General features: G+C 41.2%; 23 protein-coding genes. 18 read left to right on the top strand and 5 right to left on the bottom strand.

The annotated features are described in order from the left end of the window. The first annotated feature begins 2 nt into the window (after positions 1-2). The 3 genes from pstB to CAN90_RS03200 all read left to right on the top strand — a co-directional run bounded on the left by pstB (position 3) and on the right by CAN90_RS03200 (position 2,290). On the top strand, positions 3-758 hold the full coding sequence (gene pstB, locus CAN90_RS03210; protein ID WP_278335036.1) for a phosphate ABC transporter ATP-binding protein PstB: 756 nt from the start codon (positions 3-5) through the stop codon (positions 756-758). A gap of 70 nt (positions 759-828) precedes the next feature. Then, positions 829-1,491, top strand: a complete 663-nt coding sequence (phoU, locus tag CAN90_RS03205) for a phosphate signaling complex protein PhoU (protein WP_085832393.1) — start codon at positions 829-831, stop codon at positions 1,489-1,491. Between the two features lie 100 nt (positions 1,492-1,591). Then, positions 1,592-2,290, top strand: a complete 699-nt coding sequence (locus CAN90_RS03200; protein WP_085832392.1) for a response regulator transcription factor — start codon at positions 1,592-1,594, stop codon at positions 2,288-2,290. A 235-nt stretch (positions 2,291-2,525) separates the two neighbouring features. Here CAN90_RS03200 and CAN90_RS03195 read toward each other — a convergent pair whose 3' ends face one another. Next, positions 2,526-3,116, bottom strand: coding sequence for a hypothetical protein (locus CAN90_RS03195; protein ID WP_085832391.1), 591 nt, complete (start codon positions 3,114-3,116; stop codon positions 2,526-2,528). A gap of 131 nt (positions 3,117-3,247) precedes the next feature. Next, positions 3,248-3,781 carry a transcription repressor NadR gene (locus CAN90_RS03190; protein ID WP_085832390.1) on the bottom strand — a complete coding sequence of 178 codons (534 nt, stop codon included), beginning with the start codon at positions 3,779-3,781 and terminating at the stop codon, positions 3,248-3,250. 164 nt (positions 3,782-3,945) lie between these two features. Here CAN90_RS03190 and CAN90_RS03185 point away from each other — a divergent pair, with 164 nt between their 5' ends. The 3 genes from CAN90_RS03185 to CAN90_RS03175 all read left to right on the top strand — a co-directional run bounded on the left by CAN90_RS03185 (position 3,946) and on the right by CAN90_RS03175 (position 8,444). Continuing rightward, on the top strand, positions 3,946-5,751 hold the full coding sequence (locus CAN90_RS03185; protein ID WP_085832389.1) for an ATP-binding protein: 1,806 nt from the start codon (positions 3,946-3,948) through the stop codon (positions 5,749-5,751). 697 nt (positions 5,752-6,448) lie between these two features. Continuing rightward, entirely contained in the window at positions 6,449-7,813 is a 1,365-nt protein-coding gene (gene rlmD / locus CAN90_RS03180) for a 23S rRNA (uracil(1939)-C(5))-methyltransferase RlmD (protein WP_085832388.1), read from the top strand. Between the two features lie 28 nt (positions 7,814-7,841). After that, the gene (locus CAN90_RS03175; RefSeq protein ID WP_085832387.1) at positions 7,842-8,444 is read left to right on the top strand and encodes a class I SAM-dependent methyltransferase; all 603 of its coding nucleotides are present in this window, start codon (positions 7,842-7,844) and stop codon (positions 8,442-8,444) included. A 55-nt stretch (positions 8,445-8,499) separates the two neighbouring features. Here CAN90_RS03175 and CAN90_RS03170 read toward each other — a convergent pair whose 3' ends face one another. Further along, positions 8,500-8,916: a MarR family winged helix-turn-helix transcriptional regulator gene (locus tag CAN90_RS03170; protein WP_085832386.1), complete on the bottom strand. Its 417-nt coding sequence runs from the start codon at positions 8,914-8,916 to the stop codon at positions 8,500-8,502. 136 nt (positions 8,917-9,052) lie between these two features. On the opposite strand from CAN90_RS03170, the gene CAN90_RS03165 reads away from it, so the two are divergent. The 10 genes from CAN90_RS03165 to CAN90_RS03120 all read left to right on the top strand — a co-directional run bounded on the left by CAN90_RS03165 (position 9,053) and on the right by CAN90_RS03120 (position 19,533). Then, positions 9,053-10,048, top strand: a complete 996-nt coding sequence (locus CAN90_RS03165) for a YhdH/YhfP family quinone oxidoreductase (protein ID WP_085832385.1) — start codon at positions 9,053-9,055, stop codon at positions 10,046-10,048. A gap of 344 nt (positions 10,049-10,392) precedes the next feature. Continuing rightward, positions 10,393-11,094, top strand: coding sequence for a YjjG family noncanonical pyrimidine nucleotidase (locus tag CAN90_RS03160; protein ID WP_085832384.1), 702 nt, complete (start codon positions 10,393-10,395; stop codon positions 11,092-11,094). 161 nt (positions 11,095-11,255) lie between these two features. Then, positions 11,256-12,071 (top strand): EFR1 family ferrodoxin, encoded by an 816-nt coding sequence (locus CAN90_RS03155; RefSeq protein ID WP_085832383.1) that lies wholly within the window; start codon positions 11,256-11,258, stop codon positions 12,069-12,071. 198 nt (positions 12,072-12,269) lie between these two features. Then, on the top strand, positions 12,270-12,839 hold the full coding sequence (locus tag CAN90_RS03150; RefSeq protein ID WP_085832382.1) for a DUF1697 domain-containing protein: 570 nt from the start codon (positions 12,270-12,272) through the stop codon (positions 12,837-12,839). Between the two features lie 12 nt (positions 12,840-12,851). Then, complete coding sequence (locus tag CAN90_RS03145; RefSeq protein WP_085832381.1) at positions 12,852-13,514, top strand: Vat family streptogramin A O-acetyltransferase; 663 nt, start codon at positions 12,852-12,854, stop codon at positions 13,512-13,514. 291 nt (positions 13,515-13,805) lie between these two features. Continuing rightward, positions 13,806-14,927, top strand: a complete 1,122-nt coding sequence (locus tag CAN90_RS03140) for a DUF2974 domain-containing protein (protein ID WP_085832380.1) — start codon at positions 13,806-13,808, stop codon at positions 14,925-14,927. Between the two features lie 72 nt (positions 14,928-14,999). Then, entirely contained in the window at positions 15,000-15,914 is a 915-nt protein-coding gene (locus CAN90_RS03135; protein ID WP_085832379.1) for a CPBP family intramembrane glutamic endopeptidase, read from the top strand. A gap of 46 nt (positions 15,915-15,960) precedes the next feature. Then, entirely contained in the window at positions 15,961-16,320 is a 360-nt protein-coding gene (locus CAN90_RS03130; protein ID WP_085832378.1) for a cupin domain-containing protein, read from the top strand. A 170-nt stretch (positions 16,321-16,490) separates the two neighbouring features. Further along, complete coding sequence (locus tag CAN90_RS03125) at positions 16,491-18,800, top strand: ATP-dependent helicase (RefSeq protein WP_085832377.1); 2,310 nt, start codon at positions 16,491-16,493, stop codon at positions 18,798-18,800. Between the two features lie 88 nt (positions 18,801-18,888). Further along, positions 18,889-19,533, top strand: coding sequence for a GNAT family N-acetyltransferase (locus CAN90_RS03120; RefSeq protein ID WP_085832376.1), 645 nt, complete (start codon positions 18,889-18,891; stop codon positions 19,531-19,533). A 122-nt stretch (positions 19,534-19,655) separates the two neighbouring features. Here CAN90_RS03120 and CAN90_RS03115 read toward each other — a convergent pair whose 3' ends face one another. Beyond that, entirely contained in the window at positions 19,656-21,158 is a 1,503-nt protein-coding gene (locus CAN90_RS03115) for a M56 family metallopeptidase (RefSeq protein ID WP_159450352.1), read from the bottom strand. Between the two features lie 12 nt (positions 21,159-21,170). After that, positions 21,171-21,530 (bottom strand): BlaI/MecI/CopY family transcriptional regulator, encoded by a 360-nt coding sequence (locus tag CAN90_RS03110; RefSeq protein ID WP_085832374.1) that lies wholly within the window; start codon positions 21,528-21,530, stop codon positions 21,171-21,173. Positions 21,531-21,866: 336 nt separating this feature from the next. Here CAN90_RS03110 and CAN90_RS03105 point away from each other — a divergent pair, with 336 nt between their 5' ends. Further along, on the top strand, positions 21,867-22,259 hold the full coding sequence (locus tag CAN90_RS03105) for a RidA family protein (protein ID WP_085832373.1): 393 nt from the start codon (positions 21,867-21,869) through the stop codon (positions 22,257-22,259). Between the two features lie 300 nt (positions 22,260-22,559). Continuing rightward, positions 22,560-25,043, top strand: coding sequence for an ankyrin repeat domain-containing protein (locus CAN90_RS03100; RefSeq protein ID WP_085832372.1), 2,484 nt, complete (start codon positions 22,560-22,562; stop codon positions 25,041-25,043). The last annotated feature ends 4 nt before the right edge of the window (positions 25,044-25,047 follow it).

Genomic DNA, 25,047 nt, shown 5'->3' with positions numbered 1-25,047 from the left:
TGATGGAAACGAAAATATCTATTCAAAATTTGAATTTATTTTATAAGGATTTTCAGGCACTTCATAACATTTCTCTCAATATTCCCGAAAGCCAGGTAACGGCTTTTATTGGGCCGTCCGGCTGTGGAAAATCCACCTGCTTGAAAACACTCAACCGCATGAACGATATGGTGTCCGGCTGCCGAATTGAGGGCAAAATCACCATTGATGGTGAAGATATCTACGACCCTAAAACAGATGTAAATTTGCTGCGCCGCCGTGCGGGCATGGTATTCCAAAAGCCGAACCCGTTTCCGATGAGTATATACGATAACATTGCCTATGGCCCGCGTGTTCATGGAATAAAAAGCAAGGGTCAGCTCGATGAAATTGTAGAAAAATCACTTCGCAGCGCCGCCTTGTGGGATGAAGTAAAAGACCGCCTGAAAAAATCGGCTCTTGGTATTTCTGGTGGACAGCAGCAGCGCCTTTGCATTGCTCGCGCACTTGCAGTTGAGCCAGATATTTTGCTGATGGATGAGCCAACCAGCGCACTTGACCCAATCTCTACGCAAAAAATTGAAGATTTGCTGGATGAACTGCGCGGCCAGTACACAGTAATTATCGTTACCCATAACATGCAGCAGGCCGCTCGTATTTCCGACAAAACAGCATTTTTTCTACTAGGTGAGGTTGTGGAATTCACAGAAACCAAGGTGATGTTTGAACAACCCAAGGACGAGCGCACAGAGCGCTACATTACTGGTCGCTTTGGTTGATTTTCCCAGGCTTGTCTGATATGATCAAAACAGAGAACGCCGGCGGCTTGCGGCGGGAAGAGAGGAAACTATGGCTAGAAAAATGTTTGAGCGTGAGCTAGAGGAGCTTGCGCAGGAAATGGTTTCAATGGGCAACGACGTAGACGGCCGCCTGCTTGAAACAATCGAAGCCTTACGAACACTGGACTTAGATAAGGCTCGGGAGGTGGCGGAAAGCGATGAGCAGATTGACCGCCAAGAGCACCAAATTGAAAAAATGTGCCTGAACTTAATTGCGTTACAGCAGCCTATTGCAGGCGATTTACGCATGATTGCAGCTTGCCTGAAAATTTTAACGGATATGGAACGCGTAGCAGACCAGTGTGCCGATATTTGTGAGATAGTTGCGGGCGGCGATTTTAACGGTAACAGCTTGGCTCTTTCGCATGTGGTACACATGCTAGAGGAAGCGCGTGGAATGTTCCGACGCTCGATTGATGTATTTATTTCGCACGATGTGGAAGAGGCAAAGGCAATCTGCCAGTATGATGATGTGGTAGATATGATGTTCTCCAAAATCATTTTAGAGATGTGCGACATCATTACCCAAAACCCCCGCAATGTGATGTGCGAGGTAGACCTTATCTTCATCACCAAATACATTGAGCGTACGGCAGACCATGCCACCAATATAGCCGAATGGGTCATTTATATGGAAAACGGCGTACACCCCGAGCTCAACGAAAAGATTTAAAGCAATGATAAATCACATGGCAGCAAAACGCCTGTATGTATGGATGTAGCCAAACGTAGTGAAATAGGTAGGGTGCAGTTGCCGAGAGGAGAAACAAAGAATGGCTTTGGTTTATATTGCCGACGATGAACCGAATATCCGCAAGCTGGTGGCGTTCGGCCTAAAGGACGCCGGTTACGAGAGTGCAGAATTTGCAGACGGAACCACTCTGTTGGCAGCAGTGCGGCAAAAAAGGCCCGACGCCGTGATATTAGACTGGATGATGCCGCCTCCAGATGGGCTTGCGGTATGCCGAACCCTACGGGAAAGCCCAGAGGGGAAAAATCTGCCCATTTTAATGCTGACTGCTCGTAGCGAAGAATTTGACCGTGTTTTGGGTTTGGAAATTGGAGCAGATGATTATATTGTAAAGCCTTTTAGCGTAAAAGAGCTGACTGCGCGTGTACGTGCGGTCTTGCGCCGCAGTGAGCGCGGTGCACAAGAGCAGGAGGACGAGGTGCTAAGGGGTGGTGGGTTGAGCGTAGATATTTCACGGCATACGGTAAGTAAAAACGGGGAGCTGCGAGAGCTGACCGCAAAGGAGTTCGACTTGCTCGTGATGCTGATGAAGCACCGTGGCCGCGTGATGACGCGCGATGCTCTGCTCGATAAGGTGTGGGGCGTGGAGTATTATGGGGATACCCGTACCGTAGATGTTCATGTGCGTTACCTGCGCCAGAAAATAGAGGAAGACCCCGAAGCTCCCCGGTTGGTACAAACCGTACGCGGTGTGGGCTATAAATTTACCGAACAGGATTAGCTCTTGTTTGTTTCGGTAAAAATTGCGTCTGGATGCGTCAAAATTATTTGGAATACGGAAAGAATTCCTGCGATTTTAACCTTGCCATTCACCATTCTGTCTTGAAAATCCGTAGATTTTTAATTTACAAACAAGGCCTACCTGCAAGAGGCTTCTTCTAACGAAAAAATGGCTTGCCCGGTAAATCTTTTTCATTTCGATTTACCGGGCAAGCTATTTATGAATACTGGTAAACTTATAATACGACACTTTTTTGAGATGCTTTAATAGGAGCACTCACCGGAATTTGAATTACACGGCTTACGGGCTTCCACACAGCTAGAGCGATGCCAAAATCGATCATGCTGTGTACGATGGTACCAACGCCGACCATGAGCAGTACTGAGAATGCAAAGCCCTTATTGTAAAATCCGCTGTTTAGCATTCCGCCAAAATAGAACATGGTTACCACAAGTGCCTCGCAAATCGCATGAACCAGTGCCAGAACAAAGCTGAACAATACGCTGGAAGCCGGCTTTAAAAGTACATTCGGGTACTTCTTTAAAATCAAGCATCCGGCGGCCACAAAGCCGAGGTGGCTGAGCGCACGCAAGGCAACCACTGGCGGAAGTCCCGCAAAAAAGAAACCAATACTGGTGCCTAATGTAACGGCAAAAGCAACCGGAGGCGAAATAAACATGGCAATAAAAATGGCAACATGGCTTGCAAGAGTAAAGCTCATGGGTTCAAGTACAATTTTTGGCGCAAACATGGGAATAACAATGCCAACTGCGCAAAGCAGAGCGGCAATTACCATGGTTACTATTTTTTGATTCGTTTGTTTCATCTCGTCACCTCAAAAAGTATCTTAAATAAATTTATTTTTGTTTTTCAAATGACATTACATGTGTCTTGACAGTATTGTAAAACAAAAAAGCGGAGGTGTCAAGACACCTCCACACAAATATTTTTGGTAAATTAAATATCCGTTTCACGTTGCTCAAGCAAATAGCCCTTTTGGGTTAGTGCAGCGAGTGTTCGCTCTTGGTCCTCTCGGCTGGTAAATGCAACGGTATGCAGATGTATCCCTCCTGTTAAATCGGAAAGAGGGGCAGAGTGGCTACTATTCAAACGCTCCAGAAAATCCGTAACGTCGTATCGCGAGCCAATACGGAGCTGGCCGCTTAGCTGCCCGTACACGGCATGCTCTACGGTTACATCCAATATTTTGCCGCCGTTGTCTACAATGGTAGTTAGCTCGTCTTCCATTTGGCTTCCGTTATGGCGGCAGGCGATAATAACGCGGTATTCACCCTCCGGTAAATCATACTCCAATACATAGCCGCGCGGGGTGGCTGCAATTTTCTCATTCGCGGCGCGCAGCAGGGCAACATCCCCCACTATAATTTGCCGGCTTACCTGAAACTGCCGGGCTATGGCACCGGCGCTTACCGGCTGGCGGCTTTGCTGCAATAGTGCTAGTATTTTTTCACGTCGTTCGGCAGAGGTCATCGGTAATCGGCTTCCTTTCCTGTTTCATATTTACCCGGGTACGCACTCCAGAATACGGTTGTTGTATCAATGCTTTACACACAAAATATTATGAGGTTTTTTATCATCATAGCATATTTTCAGGAAAAGTGGTATGCTTTTCAATTGACATGGAGGGATTGCAGGTGGAAAAGAAAAATCATGTTTTAAGGTGGTTTGGAAACGGTTCGGTAAAGCAGCGTCTAATGCTGCTTAGCTCGTTAATTCTATGTGCCGGGTTTTGTCTCGCCTTTGCGCTTGTGGCGGTTTTGGTGCAAAAGCAATACCAGGAAGAATTCACAAAGAGGCTTGACGCATCCCTCGCCATTATGGAAACACAAAACAACGAGATATGGGCGAATCCTCAAAAATATACCCGCGAGGAAAGCGAACGACTGGAATCCGTGGGACAGCTAATGCGGATTACCGTACTCGATTCCAAGGGCAATGTGGTAGGCGACAGTGAACAGCCGGGAGATGTGGATGACGATACCGTAAGGGGAAATCACCTCACTCGGCCAGAGATTGTACAGGCAAGCAAAACAGGCCGTGGCTACGATATACGCCTTTCAGCAAACCGCGGCGAGCGTTTTTATTATGCGGCAGTGCGGCTTTCTAACCAAGGGTACTTGCGTGCGGCACTTTCTATGGCAGACTTAGACCGCGTTACCCAAAAGTTTTGGGCGGGTTCTCTTGTTAGCCTGCTGTTAGGCCTGATTTTAATTTGTACGGTTACTTGGTTTATGGCGGACCGTTTTACCCTCCCCATCCGTAATTTGAGCAAGGTAGCTCGTCGAATATCAAATGGCGATCTTTCGGGTCGTATGAAAGGGGAGTTTACCGGCGAAATTGGAGAATTGACAAATTCATTCAATGTGATGGCGGAGAGTACCGAGCAGGCAGTTCTGCAAACACAGAAGAAGCAAGAGCAGCTTCTAGGGGTTCTTCAGGGAATGGATGATGGCGTGCTGTGTGTGGACAAAAACAATCGGGTGGTTTTCTTAAACCAGCGCGCAAGAGAGCTTCTTCATGCAAAGGATTTAAAGGAGGGTGGCGTGCTTGACGGCAGCCTGCTCATCCGCCAGCTTGCCGAGCGTATGCACAGTGCGGGGGAACAGAGCGAGCAGGACGCAGTGCACCGCGCAACACTCACCACCGGCGGCCCGAAGGAAAAGCAGTTTAACGTGTACATTGCACCAATCCCCGGTAAGAGAGAGGATGGAGAGATTCTCGCCGTAATTGCCGATGTTACCCGCATGCGCCAGCTGGAGCAGCTACGCAGTGAGTTTGTGGCCAATGTAACTCACGAGCTAAAAACACCGCTTACCTCCATTCGCGGTAGCATTGAGCTGTTACGAAGTGGTGACCGTAACGAAGAAACCCGGCGTTATTTTTACGATGTATTAGATATTGAAGCCGAACGCCTCCACCACTTAATAGACGATATGCTTGTGCTTTCTCAGATTGAGAACGCAAAAGATGACCCGTCGGCACGGCGTTGTAATCTAAAAGAGGAGTTGGAAGATACCCTGGAGCGGTTGCGTCCGATTGCCGAAAAAGCATCGGTTACCCTTCAGCTGGATGCAGACTCCACGTTATTTTGCGATTGCTCGCCTACGCGTATTGGGCAGTTATTTGGGAACTTGATTGAAAACGCCATCAAGTACAATGTACCCAACGGTACCGTGACCGTAACTGCCCTAAAGCAGAGACACATGGCGATTGTACGCGTGCGTGACACGGGAATCGGCATAGAGCAGGAGCACCTCGACCGCTTATTTGAACGCTTTTACCGGGTAGATACCAGCCGCTCACGAGAAATTGGCGGCACAGGGCTAGGGCTTTCTATCGTAAAGCATTTAGCCGCTTTGTACCACGGAGAAGTGAGTGTGGAAAGCGAAATTGGCAAAGGGAGCACGTTTACCGTTCGGCTGCCGCTCTCCATGGAGTAAAATTTGGTTATTATGTATCGTGCATTTTTTCGGAATGTGTTATGTTTTTTTCGTTCACTTGCATTAAATTCACAGCATCTTGCAGATTCGATTGTGCAATGTGGAATGAAATAGAGTGTTCACTCTTAACTTTGTGTATTTTTGCAGGACGTAGGCGTATCATCATGCAAAAAAATGACCAATGAAATCGTTGCAAAAGGTTCCATAGAAATACAAGATACAGTTTGTTGCATTTATACAAAAACAGGCACATATCAGCAAAAGAATCGGGTACGATAAAAAGGCTGAAACCGGTAAAAACTTACCGGTTTCAGCCTTTTTGGGGAGGAGTTGTATTGAAAAAGGTACGGCATCCGCCGCGGTCTTATTAACAAGTAAAATGGGTATATCGAAATATTATATTTCTTTTACCCTAGTATAAACCACTATATACAGTAAAGTCAAGAATTTAACAAAAGCTTAATAATGAATCTGCTTTTTTCATAAATTGCATGGCTAAGCCATTTAATATTTATTATGATTGACACAAATTCAGCCATTATTCAAAATAGGAAAAATTTTTAGCATTTTTTTCTTATCTTGTGTTTACAGCCGGAAAATGCTACACTTTTAGTAATTCATTCACTTATTTTTATCTTAATTAAGATATTTGAAGAATAGAATTTTATAGAGTGCGCTGCACGAACGGAGAGTTTAAATGTTAAAAAAGAACGAGCTACATGAAATAGAGATTACCGGGATGACCGCAGAGGGTAACGGTGTTGGGCGCGTAGATGGTATTGCAGTATTTGTGCCGGGTGCGGCCGCCGGTGACCGGCTGCGCATTCATATTGTAAAAACAGCAAAAACCTATGCTGTTGGTAAAATTCAAGAAATATTAGTGCCATCCACTCATCGAATGGAATCGGACTGTCCCGTGTCGCTTCAATGCGGAGGGTGTGCCTATCGCCATATCACGTATTCCGAAGAGCTGCACGCAAAGGAGACGCGAGTTCGCGACGCGTTGATGCGAATTGGCGGCATGCAGAATCCGGAGATTCAGCCGATTGTTGGCTCACAAAATGTGAATGGATACCGCAACAAGGCGCAAATTCCGCTTGGTAAGGACAAGCAAGGGAACCTCATTGCCGGATTTTTTGCAAACCACAGCCATCGTATTGTACCATGTACTCACTGTGCCTTGCAGCCCAAACCGTTTGAGCAGGCACTTTTGGCTTTTTTGGAATGGGCAAACCAAAGTGGAGAGAGCGTTTACGACGAGACGACTCACAAAGGGAAGATTCGCCACCTGTATTTGCGTGCTGCACAGGGAACCGGAGAGGTTATGATTTGTGTGGTCGTAAATGGAAACGGACTCAAAGGGGAAGAGTCCCTTGTTACGCTTCTGCGCGAGAGGGTCGATGGCCTGAAATGTGTGTTGATTAATAATAATAGGGAAGATACAAATGTGGTTCTGGGCAGGCGCTTTCGCACTGTTTGGGGGCAGGATTTTATAACAGATAAGATGTATGGGCTGCAATTTCGCATTTCTCCCATGTCCTTTTACCAAGTGAACCATGACCAGGCAGAGAAGCTTTATGCTCTGGCCAACGATTATGCTGGTCTTACAGGAAAAGAAACGGTGCTCGATTTGTACTGCGGCACAGGTACCATTGGCCTTTCCATGGCAAGTCGCGCTGGTCGTGTTATTGGAGTAGAGGTAGTTGAGCAAGCAGTTGAAAATGCTCGTGAAAATGCGAAGTTAAATCGCATTGAGAACACAGAGTTTTTATGTATGGATGCAAACGAGGCAGCTCAGCAGTTAACGCAGCGCGGCGAAAAACCTGATGTTGTAGTGCTTGACCCACCCAGAAAAGGTTGTACCCCCGAGCTGATTCATACGGTAGCTGGAATGTCTCCCTCCCGTATTGTATATGTTTCTTGCGACCCCGCCACACTGGCACGTGATGTAAAACTCTTCCGAGAGCTTGGTTACACCACTGGTCTAATTACTCCGGTAGATTTATTCCCAAGAACAAAGCACGTGGAGTGTGTAGTGAAGCTTGAAAGAGCGGAAGGTTGATGATTTATTGTAAATGAAAGAGGTAATAATGGGAAATACGGATAAGTTTGAAATGATAGCTAATATATATGACACTCCTGAAAGAGTGCAAATTGCAAGGGTATCATCAGATGCTATTCGTGAATATCTAGTGGATGCTAAAAGTAAGAATGCTATTGATTTTGGGTGTGGAACAGGTCTTGTTGGAATAAACCTGCTAAGCGATTTTAATTCTATGCTTTTTCTAGATACATCACAAAATATGATTGATCAAATTAAACAGAAAATTTCCGGTTTTAATTTACAGAAAGCAACTACATTATGCTTTGACTTTGAAAAAGATAATCTTTCAGATATACAAGCTGACTATATTTTTATGGCTCAAGTTTTACTCCATATTAATGATATTGAATTAGTTTTATCAAGATTATTTAATGTTCTAAAAAAAACTGGACATTTACTAATTGTAGATTTTGATAAAAATGAAAAAATAGTTTCAGATATGGTTCATAACGGATTTAATCAATCAGAGTTAACTGAAATTATGAAAAAAATAGGATACAAGGATATTCAGTCTAAAACTTTTTATACTGGAAGCAATATATTTATGGGACATGATGCATCCTTGTTTATTCTTGATTCTCAGAAATAGAGTTTAATAATAAAATGCCTAGCTCCTGAATTTTAGGAGCTAGGCATTTTATTATTTATTCCATATCAATAATTTTAAAAAGTGCGTTCTTCAATATGTCTTTTTCTTTATCTGATAAAGATTCTAAAAACTTATGATTCATCTCGTTAACAACAGTTTCAACACCGTCTTTAATCGCCATAGATTTCTCTGTTAAAGAAACAATGATAGCTCTCTGATTATTTTGATCTATATGTCTTTCAATAAGGTTATTCTTTTGCATCCTATCAAGAATACCAGACACTGAAGATGCTTCAAGACTCAAAAGTTCCCTTATTCTTGATGGACTTATATCACCATATTGCCATAGACAGTTCAAAACACTATATTGTGCTGGCGTTATACCATATTCTGAAAGTTTTTTCGAAAAATATTTAAAAACAGTATTCTGCGAAGAGCTCAACAAAAAATTAATGCAATTTCTAACTTCCATATTTTCACCTCTTTTTTATATTGACAGTATATCACAAATTTGATATGATTCAAGATGAAAAAAGTTCCTATAACGAAATGTTTTTGTTAAAAACTATATTTAAACAAAAATTAATAAACTAAGGAAGGTGTAAAATATGGAAGGTAATTTTAAGGCTCTCGTAGTTCGAGAGGAAAATGGACAAGTTTCACATTCCATTGAACAAATTAATACTGAAATGCTTTCTGAAGGAGATGTGCTCATTAAAGTAGCATATTCATCGGTTAATTATAAGGATATGCTGGCTGTACAAACAAAAGGCGGCGTCATTAACAACTATCCAATGATTCCCGGTATTGATTTAAGTGGTACAGTGGTTTCATCGGACAACAGTAAATTCAAAAAAGGGCAGAATGTTCTTGTAACTGGTTTTCAGACAGGTATGACGCATACAGGCGGCTATGCAGAGTATGCTAGGGTTCCTGCGGAATGGGTCGTTGCACTACCGGAAGGACTATCACTACATGATGCGATGGTAATTGGCACTGCTGGTTTTACGGCAGCTCTTTCAATTATGACACTTGAATCAAAGGGTATGTCACCGAATAGAGATCAGCATATCCTTGTTACAGGTGCTTCAGGTGGTGTGGGAAGTGTTGCAATACAGCTCCTTAAGGAAAGTGGCTATAAGAATATTTATGCGCTCGCTAGAGAAGAAAGTGAAATAGAGAAGCTTCTTTCCATTGGTGCCACGGATGTACTACTGGCTCGTGATGTGTTACCGGAAAAACAAAAGGTACTCGACAAACAAAAATTCCATTACGTTCTTGATGTTGTAGGCGGGGAAGTAGCCTCAGGTTTACTACCACAGATTTATTATGGTGGAAGCATGAGCATGTGCGGCAACGCAGGCGGAATTAAGTTTAACAGTACTGTCATGCCGTTTATCCTTAGAGGTGTTAGCATTCTCGGTGTTGACTCTGTAAACTTCCCAATTGAAAAGCGTGATGCAATTTGGTCGCGTTTTGCTGGTGAATGGCACATTATGAGCCAAGCCCTTGTTAAAGATGTTGTTATGGAAGAACTAAGCGAAGTTTTTGAAAACATTAAGGCTGGTTCTCACACAGGACGACATATTTTGAAAATGGGATAATAAAACCTTTAATGAATTTGATTCTGCAGTATAGTTGTGTGAATGAACAATTTCAAAACTCTTTCCTTTTCTTTTGATTTTCTAAGCGTAGTGTTCAAGATTCAATACAATAGGGTATTAGTAATCCGTTTTGAGAAAATAACTCTCCAACAAGGTACCAATGGGCCATCGCGACATCATTTTTGACTGTTCAAGGCATGCAGTAGTGTTTTCCTGCTCGATTAGAAATAAAGTATTAAGATTAAAATAAAAGATGAAAGCGTGTAGAAAAATTGTTCTACACGCCTTTTTTATGCTAAAATATAAGACAAAGAGCAAAAGATATATTTAATTTCGGAGGAAAAATGGGTTATAAAATACTTCTATTTGATTTAGATGATACTTTGTTAGATTTCGGAGCGAATGAAGCAGATTCGTTAAACAAATTGTTTGAAAAAAACGGATATACTTTTTCGGATGAGTTGTTTGGAGTATATAATTCCGTCAATAAACAACTATGGGCTGATTATGAGAAAGGAGATATTGTATTAGATGATGTGCTGAATTCAAGATTTTCAGAAACTATGTTAAGACTTGGAAAAGTTGTGGATGGAATTGCATGGGAAAATCAGTATAGAGAACTCTTGGGTGATGGAAGTCAGCTTATAGAAGGGGCTTTAGAATTGTGCCAGAGCTTGTCTGCAACCCATAGACTGTATGTTGTAACGAATGGAATAACAAACACTCAGATAAAGCGATTGAAGCAGTCAGGCTTATATGAATTTTTTGAAGATGTTTTTGATTCTCAAAGCGTCGGATTTCAAAAGCCATCAAAAGAATTTTTCAATTATGTAATAAATAATATTAAAGATTTCAATATAAACGAGGCACTTATTATCGGGGATTCATTAAATACCGATATAAAAGGTGGAATTCTTTCAGGAATTGATACCTGTTGGGTTAACATAAAGTCACAGAAAGAATCTGCAGAAATTCAGAGTACATACACAATCACAAATTTAGCAGAATTATATGACATTTGCATACCCTTAAATCCCGAAAATTGAAGTACAGTTTCACACCCCAACTCTCCAATTTTAGTTCTTTTGGAAAGTGTACTTATATTTGTGAATATATAAAAGAAACAAACGGTCTGCTTGCTATGACTTTAATAGTACTGCGGTACTAATGATGTATAATGGTCAATTTCCTGTCAGGAGGCATAATCATGCTATTTACTACTTTTTATTTTAGTGGAACAGGAAATACAAAATGGGTGGTTGAGCAATTTAAAAGTACAGTCATTCAAAGCGGTCATCAGGCCGAACTTTATTCGATTGATGATTTTAAAAGATGCAAAAGCGAAAATTTAATTAAAATCGTTAAAGAATCCACCTGCATCGGTTTTGCTAATCCCATATATGGAGCTGATATTCCTTCCATAATGAAAGCTTTCATTCGATTTCTGACAGATAGTTTAAAAACCGAGAAAGTTTATTCAAAACCGTTTTATTTCATCAATACATTTGGATATGTAAATGCATATGGGCCTTTCGAAGCAAAGAAGCTATTTGATAAAGACTGCTTTAAACTTATGGCTTATGTGAATATCAGAGTATGCAATAATATATCTACATATAGGCATAAATCACAATTAGTGAGCAGCAAAAAATTGAGAATCAGAAAAGCGCGTGCTGAAGATGAGCTGAAAATAATGATAAACCGATTACTGTCCTCGAAAAAACATATCAAAGGGATTGGGCCATACTTGTTACCCGGAATCTTAATACGGAAAAAGACTCAAAAGGTGATTCAAAATAATTATCAGTTGTTGAGCGTACAGGCAAAAACATGTAATAGGTGCATGTTATGTTTAAATAATTGCCCGACACGCTGTATAAAGCTTAATAATCAACAATTTGAGTTTTCAGCTGAATGTACTGCTTGTATGCGTTGCTATAATTTTTGTCCTACCGCATCGATTTGGATTAATGGGATATATACTGATCCCAAAGAGTATTTTCGATACAGAGGTCCGGAATAATTCGGTGTTGCCAAGGTGGTTTTGTAGAAGACCAAGCAAGATAAAAGTATTTTCGGATTCAATCCACAGGACATATCAACGTGGCTGAAGATGTGAAAATTATTGCAAAAGGACAACTTCTCATTTAAATTAAACATTGATTAATGCCTACTCATAAAACAGACATCTTTATCATTATAGAACAAAAAGGTGAAGCGGATGAAATATGTAGTATTGTTTCGTGGAATCAATGTTGGTGGCAAAAACATCATTAAGATGAACGACTTAAAGCAACTGCTGCTTGACCTGAATTTCAAAAACATTCGAACCTATGTCCAAAGCGGAAATGTGGTATTGGATTCCGATCTTGATGAAGCTTCTTTATACAATACGGTTAGCGATGGTTTCGTGAAACGGTTTGGGTTTGAAATTGGCGTGATTATCAGAAATATAGATGAGATTCAGTATCTTATTGCGCAAATGCCGTTCTCACTAGATGAGATGATTGCTGCCGAAACGGCAGCCCCTCAAGTAGAGCACCTATATGTTTGTTTTCTAGAAAGTCTACCGGAGCAATCGCAGATTGAGGCCATTCGCAGAAAGTATGTCGGGTCAGACATACTACGAGAGAGAAAAAGGGAATGTTATCTCCTTTGCCACCAAAGTATACGAAAATCAAAACTAGCCGGCTACATTTCCAAGGTGTTTCATACGGCTACGGTACGAAATTGGAAAAGTGTTTGCAATCTATATGATATGATGGAAGACAACCCAATACGAAAAAAATAGAGAGGTATCTATATGCAGTATGGGCCAGACCCTAATGTAATTTATCCGAACGAAAACATAAAAAGCGTTTGCTATATCAAGAATGTAATTACCAGACCGAATATTACGGTTGGTGATTACACCTATTATGATGATATCAACGGGGCGGAACGATTTGAGGAACACGTTACGCATCATTACGAATTTTTAGGAGACAAGCTTATCATTGGTAAATTCTGCGCCATTGCCAAAGGGATTGAATTTGTTATGAATGGTGCAAACCATAGGATGTGCAGTGTTACCACGTATCCATTCAACATTATGGGACATGGTTGGGAAAAGGCGACTCCGTCACTCGAAGATCTTCCCTTCAAAGGTGATACGGTTGTTGGGAACGATGTATGGATTGGGCAAAATGTCACCGTTATGCCGGGAGTACACATTGGCGATGGCGCAATCATCGCCGCAAATTCCGTTGTGGTAAAGGACATTCCAGCATACCATATCGCAGGAGGAAACCCCGCGCGGGTTATTCGCCAACGTTTTGATGATGACTTAATTTCTTATCTACTGGAGCTTAAATGGTGGGACTGGCCCGCCGATAAAATATATGAAACTTTGGATGCCCTGTGCAGTGGAGATTTAACAAAAATCAGAGCTAGCGAACAGAAGTTATACAAAATTCAAAAGCTATGAATTGCAATTTCAGTCTTTTAGAAGAGCATTTACGATAATCAAAGGTCCATCGGTGTACCCGGTGGACCTTTGATTATCTAGAAGGGTTTCAAACAATATGTAAAAAATGAGCCCTTGTTCAACCTATGTGAAACCTATATAATATGCTTAATCCATGGAATTCCACGAAACCAGATTAACAAGAAAGAATGAATACTGCCTTGACAAGTCCTCCCATCAATTAATGAGTATAATAACATTTAGCAATTGCAAGATACTAGTGTGTGAATCATTGCTTAGGAGATATAAAATATGAATATTGTTGATTATGTTGAGTCGCAAATGGAGGACTTTAAAACCGCTACATTCAATCGGGTAGACAGCTTAGTATTATCTCAATTTAGCTATATTCATTTTAATAAAGTGGTACCTGGGTTAGAGGATGCGGAAGAACCTGTAAGAATCGGCGATTTACTCAAAGCAGAGCATATTCCACACATGTTATATAATGTACGAGACCCCAAAAGCAACCATAAACTGTTGCTTGCTCTTGGAATGAGCCCTAGATTTCGAGACATTTGCATGTGCTGCTATTCCGATAGTTTAGACATTACCTTACAAAAGCAGTTTGCAGCGGTCACCTACCTCATTGATGATAAAACTGCGTATATTGCCTATCGGGGTACCGATGCGACCCTTGTCGGTTGGAAAGAGGATTTTAATATGGCGTTTATTTCTCCTGTGCCAGCGCAGCAGGAGGGGGTTCTATATTTGAATGCGGTTGCGCAACGCTTCCCACATGCTCTCATGGTTGGTGGGCATTCAAAGGGCGGGAATATTGCAGTATATTCTGCCATGGAGTGCAATCAATCTATCCAAGACCGTATTGTGGGCATTTATAGCCATGACGGCCCCGGTTTTCGAGATGAAATTTTCGTAAGCGAAAAATATACTAAAATTAAGGACAAGATACACAAAACGCTGCCTCAATCATCTTTAGTGGGAATGCTTTTGCAGCATCAAGAGGATTACATTGTAGTAGAAAGCAACGAATTTTGGATTATGCAGCATGACCCATTCTCGTGGGTAATTGATAAAACAGATTTTCTATATACACAAGGCATCACGAAAGATGCGGAGTACATCAATACGGTTATTAATGAGTGGCTCTCTTCTTTGAGTGACGAGAAGCGGGAGTTATTTATTTCAACCCTTTATAGCGTATTTGAATCCATTGGAGTTGTAAATTTTAGTGATTTAACGGAGGATTGGAACGTAAAAGCACTCAAAGCTTTGGAGGCTATACGAGGAATTGATTCAGAAACCAAGCATTTTGTTTTTGATACCATAGGGTCGCTCCTAGAGCTGTATATAAAGAAATTACATTTTAGTCGTTTTTCTAACTTGCCACTCTTGCATCATCAAGATGTGTAATGGGTACTTTTGTATCGCAAGAATGTAATCTTCCACTAAAAATGAAAAAATAATTTAGAATAGGAGGGCACTTTGAAAAGCATTCATCTATATTTAAAAAGAAGTGAACTCTTTCAACAGAAAGCAAGTAGCATTCAGTTAAAAATCCCGTTAGCCATAGCTGTTTATTTTGCTTTATGGTTAATTGGATTTGGAATCGGTCGATTTTTTACGTATGCAATTTTTAATGCCCTTGCACTAGATACAAATACCAATGAAACTCTCGCATTTAAAAAGCTAATAGTTTGCGGAACACAAATTGCTCTTTTCTTTTTATGGGTGAAGTTTGTGGAAAAAAGACCTGTAAATTCAATTGGTTTTCAAGCCAAGAATCCTTTCCGGCATTACATTACTGGATTTGTTCTTGGCTTTGGTACGATTTCAATCGTTACCCTAATTCTGTTTGCAACTGGAATGATTACCATTCAATACGAATCACAGGCCTCCAGCTATGTAATTTTAAAGCTAGCAATAATGGCGTTTGGTTGGATGATACAAAGTGCTTCTGAAGAAATAGCAATAAGAGGGTGGATGATTCCCAGATTAGAGCAACAAAGTTCGCCGCTTACGGCAGTTTTCATAACCGCCATCCTATTTGGGATACTTCATTTATTTAGTGCAGGAGTAACCGCTTTATCTTTTCTAAATCTAATACTTTCGGGTGTGTTTTTTGCCGGTTATGCTATCAAGGATGGGAATATATGGGGTGTTTGCGGACTGCATTTTGCTTGGAATTTTGCTCTTGGTAATATTTATGGGCTGCCTGTTAGCGGCTTTGCAGATAATGGTATAAGGCTATTTCAAACACAGCAAATTGGCTCTGTTGTTTATACTGGAGGGGATTTTGGCCCCGAAGGTGGTCTCATTACAACCATTGTTTTACTGCTCGCAATTGCAATATTAACAATAAGAAGGAGAAAGGAATGGTTTATTTCTAATATGCTGTAAACGAATTGATAGAATAGAAACGTATTTAAAAAGGAGGCTTTTCCCAGTGAAGAAAGTGAATATGGAAGAAAAGTTGAGTGCTTTTTATGACTACTGGTCACCCAAAATTGTGGGTGAGTTAAATGATACTTATATAAAACTTGTAAAGTTAAAGGGTGAGTTTGTATGGCATTCGCATGAAAATGAGGATGAATTGTTTCTTGTGATTAGAGGTAGTCTAGTAATGAGGCTTCGTAATGAAGATGTTGTTTTAAACGAGGGTGAATTCTTTGTAGTACCAAAAGGTGTAGAACATATGCCGATAGCGGAGGATGAAGTACATGTTATGCTTATTGAACCCAAAACAACGCTAAATACAGGCAACGTAAAAAACGAGAGAACGGTAGAGCAGCTAGAAACAATATAAATACTGCAAGGTTTAAAAATGCTAGGTGCTTGCCTAAATAAGTTTGTAGGGACAAGCTCTCTACTTATCGCATTTTGTTTGCCAGTGTATTTCCTGTTTAGAATACGGAATATTTGTATGTATAAGGTGGATACCGCTTTCATTTTTATATCAATAAGGAGATTCAATAAATGACGCAAGAAGAGTTTTCGCAGAGATTTCTGTCTCGCCTAAATAAACAACAAAAAGAGGCGGTACAGACGGTAGACGGGGCAATACTGCTTCTTGCCGTTCCCGGGAGCGGTAAAACCACAGTGCTTATCACACGGTTAGGGTATATGGTTTACTGCCTTGGTATCTCACCGGAGAGCATTTTGACCACGACCTATACAGTCGCCAGTACCAATGAAATGCGCCAACGTTTTATCTCTCTGTTTGGAGAAAGCTTTAGCCGCAACATGGAGTTCCGTACAATGAACAGCCTTTCGGCAAAAATAATAGACTACTACAACCAGAACCATGGGAAAGGGCAACCCTTTGAATTGATTACGGACGATGGTGTATTGGCACATTTGGTCGGACAGCTTTATCAAAGAATCAATAACGATTACGCCACTGAGAGCATCATAAAAGATATTCGCACTTCTATTACTTACATTAAAAATATGATGCTGTCAGAGGAAGAAATTGAAAATTGTGATTTTAGCACCCCACATATGCCTCAGATATACGAGCAATACTGTAAAGAGCTTAAGTCAAACAGACAAATGGATTACGATGACCAAATGAAATATGCGCTCAATATTCTCAATTTGGTTCCGCCAGTCCTCGCGCATTTTCAAGAGCAATATCGCTATATTTGTGTGGATGAGTCGCAGGATACCTCTAAAATACAGCACACCATTATTCAGCTGTTGGCAAAAAAGCACGGCAATCTTTTTATGGTTGGCGATGAAGACCAGAGCATATATGGTTTTCGCGCCGCATATCCAGATGCATTACTGAACTTTAGCAATGACTACCCAAACGCGAAAATCATGTTGCTTGAACATAACTATCGTTCTACAAATGAAATCGTAAGTGTGGCAAACGCGTTTGTGTCTAAAAATCGCTATCGCCATAACAAGTCAATCGTACCAACGCGCGGCAGCGGAGTGCCTATACGGGTAGTTGATGCAGCAAATCGAGTCACGCAATACCAATATCTTTTTGCGCTGGCACAGAATTGTGATTCCGAAACGGCGATTCTTTATCGAAATAACGACAGTGCCCTTCCCCTCATCGATATGCTGGAGCGAAATGGGATTCCCTATCATTGCAGGCAATTTGATGGAGCGTTCTTTTCGCATCGCATTGTTGCAGATATAACAGATATTATAAACTTTTCGTATAACCAACAGGATGCAGAAGCCTTTATGCGAATCTATTACAAATTTGGTAGCCCTTTATCAAAGAAAGCCGCTATTTTCGCTTGCGAACAAAGCAAGCGAACGGGAAAGCCGATTCTGGAAGAGTTCGTTCAATTTCCAGAGCTCAATAGCTTTGCCAAGGAAAGCGTTAATAATTTACGAACCATATTGCCGATGATTGTGGAAAGCAGCGCGTCTAAGGCCGTTCAACTCATTTGGAATACAGCAGGGTATCGGCACTATGTAAATGAAAATAAGCTGGACGAAGGAAAGTTTGCTATTTTGTGTATGCTCGGCGAAAAAGAATCTAGCCCGCGTGATTTGCTCCGTAGACTAAAGGAACTGCAAGAGATCATAAAAGAGCATAAAAACAGCAGCTCGAACAAGCTTGTTTTGTCGACCATCCACTCGAGTAAGGGGTTGGAATATGAGAGAGTATATTTGCTTGATGTATTTAACGGTACGCTCCCGAAAAATCCCGCCCCAGATTCTTCGTCTCCGGAGGAGCTAAGAGAGTATGAAGAAGAACGCCGCTTATATTATGTCGCCATGACCCGCGCGAAAAATGAGCTTTCTCTTTTTCACTGCCGTAGTGAGCAATCCGCTTTTACAACGGAGGTTTTAAACTCTCTGCCGGTAGAGGTAATGGGCGCAGACAATATTATGGCGTTATTTCAGCAAAGATTATGTGGCAAAACCTATGTACATAAAGACAATGGAAAAGGTACTGTGGTTGCACAATGCGGGTATTCTGTGCTTGTAGAGTATGAGTTGGGCACGCTTCAGTTGTTAACAATCGCACAGCTTTTAGAGCAGCGCGATACAACGGTTACCTACGAAGCTGCACCCAAAAGCAAGCCGAAGCAGCCTCATAAACGAACGGAAATTAAGAAAACGGGCATCACTGCGCAGCCTCAAAAAATCTTACTTACCAATGTAGAAGCGGGCAGGAGCGTTACGCATTCCAAGTTTGGGAAAGGTGTCATCACGGAATTTGACGGCACCTACGCTACCATCCGATTTGATGAAATCGTTGGGAAAAAAACAATTGATATGGCAATGGCAGTGCAAAATAAATTTATAGTAATGTGAAATGCAAGTTTCTATTGCCACGTGGCTGGTTGTTTTGTATAGTTGAAATATCCGTTATAAAAAAAGAATGGTTAGGGGAGGTTTCAAAATGAACGGTATTGTTAAAATTCGCAATGAGAAAGAAGCCGATTATAAGAAGGTAGAAGAAATTACAAGGGAGGCATTCTGGAATTTATATAACCCAGGGTGCATTGAACATTATTTAGTTCATGTAATGCGATCCCACGAGGACTTTTTGCCGGAGTTGGATTTTGTCATTGAAGTGGATGACCAAATCATTGGGAATGTTATGTACACAAAAGCAAAGCTGGTTGATGAGTCTGGCGAAGTAAAACAGATTCTTACCTTTGGCCCGCTCTGCATTCATCCGGATTACCAAAGAAAAGGCTACGGGAAAATGCTGTTAGAGCATTCTTTTCGTAAAGCGATTGAACTTGGCTACGATGTAGTTGTTATTTTTGGGAACCCGGGTAACTATGTAAGCCGTGGCTTTAAAAGCTGTAAAAAGTATAACATTTGTATGGAGAACGGCACCTTCCCATCCGCTATGCTGGTCAAGGAACTCAAGCCGGAAGCGTTAGATAATCGAAAATGGGTCTACTACGACAGCCCCGTAATGGCGGTTGACGAAAAAGAAGCGGAGCGTTTTGATGACGGTCTTGAGAAAAAAGAGAAAAAGTTTCAACCCAGTCAGGAAGAATTTTATATTCACAGCAACTCTATTTTGAAATAAGCCTCTTTAAAATTTTAATCCTTATCTTAAATAGCTATAAGACATTTCTATAAATAAATAACCTTCACTCACATATTGAGTGAAGGTTATTTTTCTTGTTATATTGAGGTTAAGCATATGAATCACTCCGTAATTTTTATTTCACGGGGATAATAGCTTTTGAATATGGAAACATCCACCGCTCTGCCCTTATATGCTTCAAGCCAAGTGCTATACTCTTTGTTGTTCCACACACTGCCATCCGCAAAATGAATCTCTTTTATTTCAAATAAGGCATATGCTACCTTGTTCGGGCCGGCATTAGGTATTTGGGGCCAGTCCATTGTTTCACTGTCGTATAAAGACCAACCGCCATTTACGCCAAGGGTTTGCTTTGGTAAAAGCTCGGATTCCTCTTTTACCAAATAATCATAGGTTGCTTGTGAGGATGAATCTAGAAAATTCCATTGCAATTTCAGTGGATTACCCAGCTTATCATACCCCAGCATCCCATACTGCATTTCAATAATGGTTTTGTCTGTATTGTTCGTTTTAACGTCGTGCAGGTAGGGGCAGCCATTGTCATAATAATAGAGCTCCACCTTGTCAAAAAGAAATGATGAATCAGGGTTTGAGGTCTTTAGTACTGGAGATAGGGGAATGGCTGCATGGAACCCTTTGTTCTCATTTGCTTGTGCAGAGGTAGCAAAAGCCGTAATCAAAACAGCTACTAATCCGATTGATGCTATTCTTGTGAATAGAGAAGTCTTTTTGTAATTCATAATTGAACGAACTCTTTCTTCCATGGAGCATTTGCAAAAATGATTGGCAAGTGGTGCAAGGTAGCTTTTCTTTTCTTCCATGGCAATTAGTGTGAGTGCATATGTTGCTAATTCGCTCCCGCCAAACGACCTTATAACAGCTTCATCACAAGAAATTTCAATGTCTCTATTGAGCAGCACAAACATCAGCCATACAAAGGGGTTAAACCAATGGATACACAACGCGGTTACCATAATGAACTTTGTAAACGTATCAAACCGCTGCACATGAGTAAATTCGTGCGCGAGAACATATCGCAACCTGGTTTCGTCTTCCCAATCAGTTTGCTTTGGGAGAAGTACAACCGGCCGTAAAATGCCATAGGTTAAGGGTGTGTTGATTTGATCCGATTGCCGAATTTCAGCGGTTCTCCTCATCTGGTGTTCCTGCTGCCACTTCGCTATAAAAGGATGATGAATGGGTAGTGCCATCTTATATTCTCTGAGGCAGCGCAGGTGTGTTACAAGGAAGAACAAAGCAAAGGCCAAAAAGCCAATTAGCCAAATTACTGTAATGGGGGATAAGCTCGCTTGTTCTGCCTTTAGTAGAAGGGGAACGGGATTTCTAACAACGATATTGTTTTGCACAACCGGTATTTGAGCCAGTGATAAATCTGTTTTCGAAAAACTGCCGATTATTGTATTTGCGATGGAATAGATACTCAGGCGCGATGAAATGGTAAAGGGGATTAATAGACGGCATAATGCCACACCCCATAAAAGAAGAAAGGTTCGTTTTGGCAGTTTGTGTAGCAGCGACCTGCGAATCATTACAATAACCAGAATGAGAATTGCTGCCGAAAAACTCATGCTTAGTAAGCTCATGCTCATCCTCCTTTACTCCAAATGATCAACAAGTCGTTTCAGCCTTTCAATTTCTTCGGAAGAGAGCTTTTTCCCTCCCAAAAGAGAGGCCACAAGCTGGTCTGCGGCACCGTCGAACATTTTGTTAATTAGTTCCGTGGTTTCAAATTCCCTTGCCTGTTCAATTGTAACAAGAGCATGGCATACAAAATTCGGTTCAATGCGTTCAATTGCACCTTTTTCAATACACCGTTTAATGAGCGTATAGGTTGTTGTTTTGCTCCAGCCTACCTGCTCTTTTAATCGCTCTGCTACATTCTTTGCGGTTGTATCGCCGTTCTTCCAAAGAACATCCATTACCTTTAGTTCAGAATCAAACAATTTAATTTGCATGGGAATGCCCCTTTACATTTTACTAGAGTAGAATGGCTTTGATTCTATTCTACTGCGGTAGAATTTGTTTGTCAATAGAGGGGAGGGCACGAGCTTGTACCAGCTTAACCCAGCCTCTTGCCCATACAGCCGTATTTGACAAAGATTCGGGCTACCTCTATAATTTTATGGGAAAGGGGGGAACGGGATGAGATTTATTATAAATTGCAGTATCAAAAGAAATGAACATTCTATCTCTGTTTTTGATAGATAAATTTCTAGCAGTGGATAACTGTATATTGATTGTGGTATATGGTGTTAGAAATTATTTATCCGATAGAGAAAGGTTGTTATGAAATGAATCATGTAGTTACGAGATTAGCTTCAACAGAAATTAGCAAGGCTGTGGGGAATTATAGCCACATTACAAAAATTGAGCCAAATGCGGTGCTCTATACGTTTTCGGGACAAATTGGAGCAGATTTGAACGGCTATATTCCGGAAGAGTTGAATCTACAAGTAAAGAATACATTTATAAATATATCGAATCTACTTAAGAGCGTAGAGTTGGTACCAGATAACGTTATAAAGGTAAATATCTGGTCGAAAGAAGAAATTGACTGGGACTTTTTTGACCAAGTGTATGGTACCTTTTTCGGCGAAAACCCACCCTCTATGACAATTGCTTATGTAAATGCTTTGGGTCTGGATGAAATAAAGATTGAGATAGAGATTTGGGCCGCGGGATAAAGGATTCTTTTCGAAAAGAATAGGAAGGTCTACCGGTTATACGGCAAGAGTGAATCTTATTTTTTGTTACCATTCGTCTTAAAATAGTAGAATAAACGGGAATTATCTGCACATTATGGCAGATAATTCCTTTTTTTTAAAATATTTCTTGTAATTTACCCCTATGAAACGGTATTATCAGCTTAGCCGTATTTTCTTTCAGGAGTGTATTTCAAAAAATAGCGCAATAATTGAATACTTGCAAACACACAAAGGAATCCAAAATTGCATCGAATACCTTGAAAAAGATAGGAGATTATTATGAGCATATGGAATATTTTAAGTATCGAGCCGACCACTAATGTTAAAGACGTAAAAAGGGCATATGCAAAGCTATTAAAGCAAAATCACCCAGAAGAGAATCCCCAAGGTTACCAAAGGCTGCGAGAGGCCTATTCTGCTGCGCTGGATTTTATCAAAAGCCAAGCAGAGAGCGCTGCATCCTCCTACCACGCAGCGGGTAAACCGCAGGTAGAACTGCTGGAGGTTCTATCTGATTCCACGAATTACGAGGAAGAAGAGGAATCGGAGCAATTTTACCAGCAAGACATAACTACATTGCCTCCCCTAACCCATGAATTTGATGAGTTTATGGAGTTGGTGTTTTCTACTTATGATGACCCCATCACTCGCAGCGATATTAATTGTTGGCAAGAATTGATGAATCATGAGACAGTCTCCAAGCTGGTAAGCAGGGAACGGTTAGGCTACCGGATGAAGGACTTCCTCATGAGCCACTGTCTCCTCCCCAAAGAGGTATGGGAACTGCTTGACGGCTATTTCTATATTAGTGAAATGGATGAAGTACTGCTTGCGTTTGTAAAGCAAAATTTGTACATGGCAGTACGAAGCGGCAGTATGAATGCAGTAAAGTGCTTGCTTGAAAATGGTGCAGACCGTGAGGTTACCAATAAGCAAGGCAAAACGTCACTTGTTTATGCAGCCAAATACGGCTATGTCGATATGGTTGAAGAACTGTTACTACATAATGTAAATATCGAGGCAAAAGGCACAGATGGCCGAACGGCACTCATTGAGGCAATTTTAAATGAGGAGCCTGAAATTGTAAAGTGTTTGCTGGCAAAGGGCGCAGACTGCAACGCGGCAGACAAAAATGGAAAAACGGCTTTGATGTATGCCGCGGAGTCGGATGATAGTACCGCTTTAGAGCTGCTCTTAGACAAGAACTTGGATCTAGAAGTAACGGAAAAGCTAAATGGGAAAACCGCACTTATTTATGCAGTTATATCAAAGAATGAAGAGAGTGTAGAGCTACTTCTGAAGTATGGAGCAAATGCAAAGGTGAAAAATGTGCTAGGCTTTAGTGCGTTTTTTTCGGCTGCAAATTCCGGCAATGTTCGAATATTACAAATGCTACATGAACACGGTGCAGATATTAATGAGGTAGACGAAGAGGGCATCACTGCACTTACCCTTGCGGTAAAGCAAAATGCGGCTTGCACTGAGTATTTAATTGAGCATGGCGCTCATTTAGATGCAAAATACAACGATATGGATTTATTTGAGGTAGCAGCCGGTAGCAATCAGCTCGAACCCTTAAAGGTACTAATTGAGTTTGGGGTAAAGAAAAAGGAACTCCCCGATAAGCTGAATAGTATTTTAATGTTTTCTTCCATTTGCGGCTTTGTAGACATTATGAAATATGTAATTGAACTTGGTGCATCCGTTAATGATTCTGTATTTGATGAGGATTTAGAGCGAGATTGTACGCCGCTGTTTTACGCCGCCAAAAATGGCAATGAGCAAGCAACCGAACTGCTTTTGGAATATGGCGCGGATGCTTCGATTCTCAATATCATTTATTCAAGCTCTGCGGGTATGCTTGAGCGCGTGAAATACCTTGTGCAAGAGAAAAAGGCAGATGTAAACGAGGTAGACGAAAAAGACGGAAAGACCGCGTTAATCCTGGCCGCAAAAAACGGGAAAAGGAACATCGTAAAATACCTGGTGGAACAGGGCGCCAATTGTAATGTTACAGATTATAAGCTCTCTTCTCCGCTTATAGAAGCTGCGTTAAATGGCGATGTAGAAATGATGGACTACCTATTACAAAATGGTGCAGATATTAACCTGAAAACAGCGGACGGCTTTACGGCACTGTTTCGGTGCGCATCCGAGTCTAAAATCGCTGGCATGGAATATTTAATTGCAAAAGGTGCCGATTTGGAAGCAAAAGACAAACGAGGCTATACGCCGCTGTTGGCAGCAATTATATATGAGAGAGACGAGGCCGTGGAGTTACTCATTCAAAAGGGTGCCGATATTTTTGTGGTCGATGATGAAGAGTACAATGCCTTTACCTATGCCGTCGCGGTGAATCATTTTAAGGCTGTAAAGCTATTGGTGAGGCATGGTGCCGATATTCATTTTATTGACCATAAAGGCCGTACCTATTTGCATCTTGCGGCAGTATTTGGTTCCCTTGAACTTGTTAAATATTTACGTGAGCAGGGGCTGAGCCTAAACGACAGAGGGAATGATGGCAATACTGTATTACTGGAAGCCGCCGAAAACGACAATTTAAATATTGTGGAATACATCTTAGAAGAAGAAACAGATTACGATATTAACGCAAAAAACAAAGAGGGCAAAAAGGCCATTAACTTTGCGATGGAAAATTCAAATGCAGAAATGATAAATACACTGATGAGTGCGGACACAGATTTGGATTTAAGCGTAGACGAAATGCTTAGCATGTTAGATCAGTTAAAAAGTCTTTTGTAATGAT

It is taken from the genome of Clostridium merdae (genome assembly GCF_900176635.1).
Taxonomy (GTDB): domain Bacteria; phylum Bacillota; class Clostridia; order Oscillospirales; family Acutalibacteraceae; genus Faecalispora; species Faecalispora merdae.
Note: the sequence above shows the minus strand (reverse complement) of the source record. Positions and strands in the feature narration are given on the sequence as shown.